General features: G+C 58.6%; 5 protein-coding genes. All 5 read left to right on the top strand.

What is annotated here, in order from left to right:
• Positions 1–282, top strand: a 282-nt coding sequence (locus D0550_RS33165; protein ID WP_414717368.1) for a phosphate ABC transporter ATP-binding protein, incomplete at its 5' end; no start/stop codon positions are given.
• A gap of 12 nt (positions 283–294) precedes the next feature.
• The gene (gene phoU / locus D0550_RS33170; protein WP_116813468.1) at positions 295–1,029 is read left to right on the top strand and encodes a phosphate signaling complex protein PhoU; all 735 of its coding nucleotides are present in this window, start codon (positions 295–297) and stop codon (positions 1,027–1,029) included.
• Between the two features lie 227 nt (positions 1,030–1,256).
• Positions 1,257–5,504, top strand: a complete 4,248-nt coding sequence (locus D0550_RS33175) for an RHS repeat-associated core domain-containing protein (RefSeq protein WP_116813469.1) — start codon at positions 1,257–1,259, stop codon at positions 5,502–5,504.
• Complete coding sequence (locus D0550_RS33180; RefSeq protein ID WP_116813470.1) at positions 5,501–5,788, top strand: hypothetical protein; 288 nt, start codon at positions 5,501–5,503, stop codon at positions 5,786–5,788. The genes D0550_RS33175 and D0550_RS33180 overlap by 4 nt, the downstream gene beginning before the upstream one ends.
• Before the next feature lie 876 nt (positions 5,789–6,664).
• The coding region (locus tag D0550_RS33190; protein ID WP_153067466.1) for an integrase core domain-containing protein at positions 6,665–7,005 on the top strand (341 nt) is incomplete at its 3' end.

Raw genomic sequence — 7,005 nt, forward strand, 5'->3', positions numbered from 1 at the left:
GCCCGCGCGCTCGCGACCACACCGGAAATTCTGCTGTTCGACGAGCCCACCTCGGCGCTCGATCCCATCGCCACCGCGAAGATCGAGGAGCTGATCTCAACGCTGCGCGATCAGGTTACGGTGCTGATCGTGACTCACAACATGCAACAGGCCGCGCGTGTTTCGGACTACACCGCCTTCATGTACCTGGGCGAGCTCATCGAGTTCGACGAGGCCGCCAAGATCTTCACGAACCCGAGCAAGAAGGCGACCGAAGATTACATCACCGGCCGTTACGGCTAAGCCCGGTCGACCATGAGCACCCTGGGCGGACCCGATCCGGTGGAAGGCCACACCGCCAAGGCATTCGATGCCGCGCTCTCCGACCTGCGCCTGCAGATCGTGGGCATGGGCGGACTGGTAATCGATCAGGTGTCCTCCGCCGTGCACGCGCTGCTCGATGGCGATGCCGCCATTGCTCAGCTGGTGTTGTCGCGGGAAGCAAAGGTCAACGAGCTGGAGCGCTTCGTCGATCGTGAAGCGTTCCGTCTGATCGCGCTTCATCAACCCATGGCCAGCGATCTGCGCATGGCCAAAGCCGCTTCACGCATCACTGTCGAACTGGAGCGAGCCGGTGATGAAGCGAAGAAAATCGCCAAGTTTGCAGGCCGTGTCGCCACGGGCGAGCCACAAGGGCCGGTGCTCGCAGTCGCACGGTTCCTTCGCCACATGGCCGAGCTGACCACCGGCATGCTTCGCGACGCTGTTCGTGCGCTCGACGAATCGAATGCAGACATGGCCCGCGCGGTACGTGCACGCGATTCAGAGCTCGACAGCGAATTCGCCGCCGCGCTCCGTCAGATCCTGACGCTCGCCATGCAAGACGCTCGATACCTCGGCGCGACCATCGACACCGTGTTCGCGCTCAAAGGCCTGGAGCGCATCGGCGACCACGCCAAGAACATCGCCGAGCAGGTTCTGTTCGTCGCCAGCGGCGAAGATGTGCGGCATACGAAGAAAGGCGCTGCAGCCGGCACTCCCGAGAAATAATTGCACCGCGCTGCCGTCGTCAGATGAGTTGAGTAAAGAACTAAATCTGTCCCTCTCGTCGCGTGCGGTAATCGAACACATCGACTACGTATTGCAAAAAGCGCTCTCCCCGATTGATCCTGTCACGATTGGCGGTGTAGGCTCGGTCTGCATTCGGATACAACAATCATCTCGGCTCAGGGACGGCGCATCTACCCCTGACTGGTTATCGCAAGGGGTACCTCGATATGGATTTCGGCCGCCGTGTTCACTTCGTCTGTTTGTTCCTTTCCTCACTGCTCTTTCAGTCCCTCGCGTTCGGTTCTTCGATTCTTCCGGCGTCGAAAAGCGATTGGATCTACTTCGACAAGTACATCCCTTCTCTGGGCTGCTTTTCCAGTGACACTGAAGCGGCGCAGGCGCGGATCGACTACGATGACGCCGGATCGACCTACGTGTGCAACGCGAGGTTTTCCGGATGGACGACGGCGTGGCCCAATGGTGAAGGCATAACAAACGGGCAATCGGTCTGCCCGCCCTCTGGAATCCCTTTTACATGGGGCGTTCAGCACTACGAGGATCGTCGCTACAATTACGCGCACGAACCCTATTGCAATCAATCGACTACCGAGAACGGGTACGACGTAAGGCGTCACTTCTTCTACTACTGCGCTGACGACGAGAATTACCAGCTATTCACACCGCCCCATGGCTCGGGTCCAGCCATTCCCTGGTGCCGGCTGAAGAACGATAAGCCCGATCCGGACAAGCAACGTCGCGATTGTTGCTCACAGCAGGGCGTTCCTTGCGAGGGCAATCCGATCGATGCTGCAACAGGAAACAAGCTTCAATGCGAAACCGACTACCGCGATAGTGGCTACGTGCCTTTGGTCTTCGAGCGCCACTACAACAGCAGGGGCAACGGCGATGGTTCTCTGGGTGCAAATTGGACACACACCTACAGCCGAAGTATCGAGCATATCGGCATGTCCGTGACCACATCGCTCGCGCGCATACGCAGGCCTGATGGGCGCATCCTCACGTTCGACAACATAACTGGCAGCTGGAAAGCACAGACCGACATTTCTACACGTTTGGTTCGCACGACGAGTCCAGTGGGGTGGACTTATACGGATGACAATGATGTTGTCGAGACCTACGACGACACAGGCAAGTTGCTCTCTATCGCAACCCGCGCGGGGGCCGTGACGACGTTGACGTATGTCGCGGGATTGCTTTCGACCGTCACTGATCCACACGGGCGCCAACTGTCCTTTGCATATGACGCGAGCGCTCGGATCCAAACAGTCACGGTTCCTGGAGGCGCTGCCTATCAGTACGGCTACGACACTGCCAACAACCTCGTCAGCGTTACGGCTCCCGATCTTTCAGTCAGGACTTACATCTACAACGAGTCAATCAATACGAGCGGCGTCATCCTGCCGCATGCGCTAACCGGCATCGTCGACGAGAACAGTCAACGCTATGCAACCTGGAAGTACGATGCGACTGGGCGAGCGATTCGATCAGAGCATGCTGGCGGTGCCGATCGCGTCGATGCTGTCTACAACGTAGACGGCACCATTGCGATTACAGACGCCCTGGGCGCAGTTCGTACGCATACGCTCGTCACTAGGCAGGCCGAGAGAAAGTTGTCCTCCATTAGCGGCGTCCCATGTCGCGAGTGCGGGCAGGCGGCGAGTTATACCTACGACACCAGTGGACGACTGAGTGCCTGGCGAGATGCGCGCAACACGTTATTCCAGAGGACCTATACCGCTGATGGCCGCAACCTAGTGGCTGGCGAGTCGAAGGCTAGTGGGTTAAGTGTGGTCCAGAACACGACGTATACCTGGCATGCCAATTTTAGAACACCACTCACCGTCACTCTCGGCAACCGCCGCACGAGCTTCACGCATGATACTCGCGGCAATGTCCTGACTCGGACGCTCATTGACCTTGGCGCCACTCCCAGTCTGGCACGTACGTGGAACTACACGTACAACAGTCTGGGCCAGGTATTGACGGAGGACGGGCCGCGCACCGACGTTTCCGATGTCACGACCTACACGTATTACAACTGCACCACGGGGTTTCAGTGCGGGCAGATTGAGACGATCACAAACGCGCTCGGTCACGTCACGACGTACAACACGTACAACGCCCATGGCCAACCGCTCACGATCACCGATCCGAATGGTGTCGTGACGACGCTCACGTACGATGCGCGCCAGCGCCTCACGTCACGTACAGTAGGATCAGAGCAGACGACCTTCGACTATTGGCCGACCGGAAGTTTGAAAAAGGCAACGCTCCCCGACGAGAGCTTCCTCGAGTACACCTATGACGCTGCCCATCGTCTTACCGAGATCGAAGACGCGGAAGGCAACCGCATCGTCTATACGCTCGATGCGAAAGGCAATCGCACGACCGAGAACATCTACGATCCCACCAGCGTTCTGACCCAGACGCGCACGCGTGTCTTCAATACGCTCAATCAGTTGTGGAAGGAGATAGGCGCAGCTGGCACGGTGAGCGTGACGACGGAATTTGGCCACGACGACAATGGCAATGAGACGAGCGTCAACGCGCCGCTCGGCCGCAACACGTTGCGGACGTATGATGAAATCGATCGACTGAAGCAGGTCACTGACCCGCTTCTCGGTGTCACCAAGTATGCATACAACGTATTGGATCAGCTCATTGCGGTCACTGATCCGCGCAACAAGATCACATCGTACACGTACAACGCATTAGGTGACCTGAAACAACAGGTGAGTCCTGATACAGGGACGACCACGAACACATACGACTCAGGTGGAAACCTTGCGACAAGCACAGATGCGAGGTCCAAGACTGGCACGTATGCCTATGACGCGCTGAATCGGGTCACGAGCGTGATCTACGCCGATCAGGCGATCGGCTACACCTACGATTCGGGCACGGGTCAGCGCGGCAGGCTCACGCAGCTCACGGACAACTCAGGCTCGACGGGCTGGAGCTACGATACGCATGGCCGTGTGCTCTCGCGGCAGCAAACGATGGGTTCGGTCAGCAAGAGCGTCGGCTACAGCTACGACGCCTACGGGCGCTTGGGCACGCTCACCTTGCCCTCGGGTAATGTCATCACATATGGATATGCGAACGGCAAGGTGGTGAGCCTAACGTTGAATGGTTTGACGACCTTGCTGTCGAATGTCCTCTATCGCCCTTTTGGTCAGATAGCGGGCTGGACGTGGGGCAACAGTACGCTTGCGGTTCGCGAGTATGACCAAGACGGAAAGATCACGCTGGCGGACAGCGCGGGCTTGAAGACCTATGCCTACGATGATGCCTTCCGTATCACCGGAATCACGGATGCAACCGACCCAACTCTAAGTCAAGCCTACGACTATGACTTGCTCGATCGACTCACGAGCGCCACTGGCACGAGCCTCAATCAGAGCTGGACGTACGACGCGAACGGCAATCGCCTGACTCAAGGCGGCAGCCAAAGCTCAACGTATACGGTCGCGTCAGCAAATAACCGCGTCAGCACCATTGGCGGCGCGCTCACGAGAACTTATGGCTATGACTATGCAGGTAACACTACGAGCGATGGTTCGGCGACGTACACATACAACGATGCGGGTCGAATGGTCTCGGCCACGAAGGCGGGCGTGACCTCAAACTATGCGCTCAACGGCCTCGGTCAGCGTGTGCGTAAGACCACGAGCAATGTGTCGAGCTACTTTGTCTACGATGAAGCGGGTCACCTCATCGGAGAGTACGGCAACTCGGGAAATCTCATGGCAGAGACGGTTTGGTTCGGCGACATTCCGGTCGTGGTGCTGAAGCCGAATGGCAGCGGCGGTGTGAATGCGTTCTACATCCACACGGATCATCTCGACACGCCGCGGAAGATCTCGCGACCGAGTGACAGCGTAATTGTGTGGCGGTGGGACTCGGACCCGTTTGGAACTAGCACCGCCAATCAGGATCCGGATGGGGATGCGCAAGCGTTCGCTTATGGTCTGCGGTTTCCTGGACAGTACTTGGACTCCGAGATCGGGTTGCACTACAACTACTTCAGGGACTATGACCCGGCGACGGGTCGATACATCCAGAGCGATCCGATTGGCCTGAAAGGCGGGCTCAACACGTATGTTTACGCTGCCGCCGATCCGGCGAGAAAGGTCGATCCACTAGGGTTGAGCCCGAAGAGTCCGCATCCGCTCAATCCTCAAGACTGGGAATGGATTCCGGATCCGAAAGGTGGGCAGGCCTATCCGCCGCCACCGCCAGTCTTTCCTGATGATCAGCTCACATGCAAACGAATTTGTGACTACATGCTCGTTGGGCTCTGTCAGGGGCTTACGAGCTTGGCGGAAAGAGGGAAATGTATTGCCGATTGGAAGAGCTGGTGCTTTGACTGTACGGAAAACAACAGCGCCTGCCAACCACCGCCGAGCAGTTCCCGGCGCTTCGCAGCGGCGAGTTCGAGGAGATTGATGTGAATAGGATCGTTGTCGGTGCGGCTATCGTCGCGTTAGTCATTGGCGTCGCTGCGGGCGGCTACGGTGGGATGCTCTACTCACGTAACCAGTGGGGATTGGAGCTTTTGGAGCGCACATACAGAGACGCTGAGCAGCAGGTTAGGTTTTACGAGAAGCTTAGAGCGCTTCAGGCGGCGGGTGAGTATAAGCGCGTGGCCGACGCACTCGATAGTCAGCTGGAGATGGCGCGACTCTCCTCTCGCGCTGCCGAGATGGCGATGAAAGAACCACGGCCCGCAGAATAGTTGGCATTCAAGACGATTTCAGATTGAGAGGGCTTCCGTTTTCGTCGGTGATCCAAGACTGACAGTGGCAATTCGCCGCCATCGCCATTTACATGCTGGTTTAGAATCCCTCCTTGACGGAACAGCGCTTCGTGGTCCTGTTCTCCACAAAAACTCGATCTGTAGCTCTGAAATGGCCGGCGGGGGCAACTGTGGCATGATCATGGCGTGCTGCGCCCGTTCCCCATGATCGTCCGACTAACCTGGGATCTGATCCTGTGGTGCGGGCTCTTGCTTCGGTCGCGCCAGTCATTGGAGGCGGGGATACTTTATCCTGCGTTGGCAGCTGGCGTTGTACCGAGAGCGCGGGGTGAAGCCAAGGAGGGTGGATGCAACAACGCGTGTGAGCTTGGCGCTGCTGTCGCGCTGTTTCGATTGGCGTAGCGCTCTGGTGGTGGTGCGGCCGGAGACGCTCATCGGCTGGCACAGGGGCAGGCTTCCGGCTCTTTTGGAGATGGAAGTCGCGGGCTGGGCGGCCGCCGATTCCGAAAGAGGTCCGCGAACTGATCAGACGGATGGCGGAAGAGAATCCCGTGTGGGGTCAAGAGCGGATCGCAAACGAGCTGCTGCTGAAGCTCGGTCTTCGAGTCTCGCCTCGCGCGGTAGCGAAGCACATGCCGCGACCGGCGCCGGGTCGGCCGAGGGGAAGTCAGCGGCGGTCGACCTTCCTTCGCAACCACGCGCGGGGTGTGATCGCCTGTGATTTCCTTGTCGCGGTGACCAGCACGTTTCGAGTGCTATACGTGCTGGTTGTCATCGAACACTACAGCCGTCGGCTCATTCACTTCAATGTGACGGCGCATCCGACTGCGGAGTGGACGCGGCAGCAACTGGGCGATGGCGGTGGGATACGAGGAGCAATATGAGTACCTGCTGCATGATCGCGACGCCATCTTCTCGGCGGAGTTGGATGGGTCTATCCAGCGGCTGGGGCTGCGCGTGTTGAAGAGCCCGCCGCGCAGTCCTAAAGCGAACTCCATCTGCGAACGCGTCATCGGGACCATTCGCCGAGAGTGTTTGGACTGGCTCATTCCGCTCTCGGCGGCTCATCTGCGTCAGACGCTGAAATCATGGGTGGCACATTACAATCGCGGGCGCCCCCACTCAGCGTTGGGGCCAGGCGTTCCCGATCCGCCTGTGGATCTCTCGGTGCCGTTGGCGAAGTCGCGGCATCGACT

Source organism: Steroidobacter cummioxidans (genome assembly GCF_003104955.1).